1 protein-coding gene and 1 pseudogene are annotated in these 1,897 nt (G+C 69.4%); one reads left to right on the top strand and one right to left on the bottom strand.

The genetic code is table 11. The features are described 5' to 3' along the window. Positions 1-664: pseudogene (locus tag J7E68_RS16430) on the bottom strand (serine protease); the annotation flags it as partial. Positions 665-764: 100 nt separating this feature from the next. On the opposite strand from J7E68_RS16430, the gene J7E68_RS16425 reads away from it, so the two are divergent. Next, positions 765-1,897 (top strand): aminotransferase class I/II-fold pyridoxal phosphate-dependent enzyme (locus J7E68_RS16425; RefSeq protein ID WP_215174397.1); only part of this gene is annotated, 1,133 nt, incomplete at its 3' end.

The raw sequence follows: 1,897 nt of genomic DNA, 5'->3' as shown, positions 1-1,897 counted from the left end.
TGAGGACGCCCGATCCGCTGCCCGCCTCGTCGGATCCAGCCACCTCGATCGTCACGACCGACGGAAGCGCCTCGGTCGCGACCGCGGTGGTCTCGTTCACCGATCCGGGGTTGTTGACGGTCACGGTGTCGGGACCCTGTGCGACTCCGGTGGAGGTCTGGTTCGTGATCCCGTTGAGGATCGCACCGCCGCCGAATCCGGCGACTCCGCCGACGAGCGCTGCGGCGACCACGATCGCGGCGAACTTCACGCCGGTGCGGGGCTTGTGCTCTTTGGTCTTGGTCGACGGGTCGAGGGGTGCGGGCTGGGCGGCGGTGTGGATGCCGAACGCCGCGCCGGGGGCGGTGGCGGTGGGGGCACCGACGTGGCCGGACGGTGATCCCGGGGCCGCGTACGGATGCTGCGGGGCCGTCTGGGCGGTCGGCGACACGTACGCCGCGGGGGCTTCGAAAGTGGGAGCGGCGGGAGCCGCTGCGGACGGCACCTGCGGCGCCGGCGCGACCGTGGGCTCTGACGCGAAGGTCGACGGGACCTCGTGGCCCTGGCGGGGGTTCTCAGCGGCGGCGGCGGTCGTCGAACGGTCGACGCCCTCTGCTGCCTCGGTGGACGGCACTGCGTCGTTCGACGCGGATGCCGAGTGGTCCTGGGTGCTGTCTTCGTTCATGGTGTGTGCTCCTTCAACAACGCCCCTTCAGAGTGACGCCTGTGTCTGTGCGTTTCCAATGGCGAAGATGAGTTTCACCTATGGCCTTAGCCTGTTCTTCATGAGTGTCATCCCCGGCGCATGGCGGCGCACGGCAGCGGGAGCCGGTCTGCTCGCACCAGATGGAACCGTCGCGCCCACCATCTTCGCAGAGATGTCCGCGGCCGCGGCGAGAACCGGAGCGATCAACCTCGGTCAGGGGTTCCCCGACCAGGACGGGCCGTCCGAGGTGCTGGAGGCCGCACGGGACGCCATCGCCCACGGGGCCAACCAGTACCCGCCCGGTCGTGGCACTGCGGATCTGCTCGAGGCGATCAGCGAGCACCAACGACGCTTCTACGGTCTCGAGGTCGACCCGCACCGAGAGGTCATCGTGACGGCCGGTGCGACCGAAGCGCTCACGGCGACGCTGCTGGCCCTCATCGATGGCCCTGATGACGAAGTCGTCGTCTTCGAGCCGTATTACGACTCGTATGCCGCTGCGGTCGCTCTCGCCGGTGCACGCCTTCGGACCGTGCCGCTGCGCGCCCCGGACTTCCAACCGGATCTCGAGCAGCTGGCGGCCGCCGTCACCGACCGCACCCGCATCATCCTGGTCAACGATCCACACAATCCCACGGGTGCGGTCTTCGATCTCGCGGTGCTTCGAGAGGTGGTGCGCCTGGCCGAGCTTCACGACGTCGTCATCGTGACCGACGAGGTGTATGAGCACCTCGCGTTCCACGCCGCACACACGCCCATCGCCACCCTGCCCGGCGCGGCCCGGCGCACTCTCACGATCTCATCGGCGGGCAAGACCTTCTCAGCCACCGGGTGGAAGATCGGCTGGGTGCATGGTCCGGCTGATCTCATCACGGCCGTGCTGACCGTCAAGCAGTACCTCACCTACGTCAACGGCTCGCCGTTCCAACCGGCCGTGGCCGTGGGGCTTCGTCTCGGCGACGGCTTCTTCGCCGATGCGGCCTCGACCCTCGCGCAGAAGCACGAGATCCTCGGTGACGGACTCCGTTCCGCCGGGTTCACCGTGTTCCCGCCTCAGGGCGGCTACTTCACCGTCGCCGACGCGTCGGCCCTGGGAGGAGCGGATGCGGCGGAGTTCTGCCGCGCGCTCCCCGATCGCGCGGGCGTGGTGGCGATCCCCCTCACGGCGTTCGTGTCGGAGCAGCGCCTCGGCGAGCACCCGGGTCCCGTGCG

Source organism: Microbacterium sp. ISL-103, assembly GCF_018613995.1.
In the GTDB taxonomy this organism is placed as follows: domain Bacteria; phylum Actinomycetota; class Actinomycetes; order Actinomycetales; family Microbacteriaceae; genus Microbacterium.
Note: the sequence above shows the minus strand (reverse complement) of the source record. Positions and strands in the feature narration are given on the sequence as shown.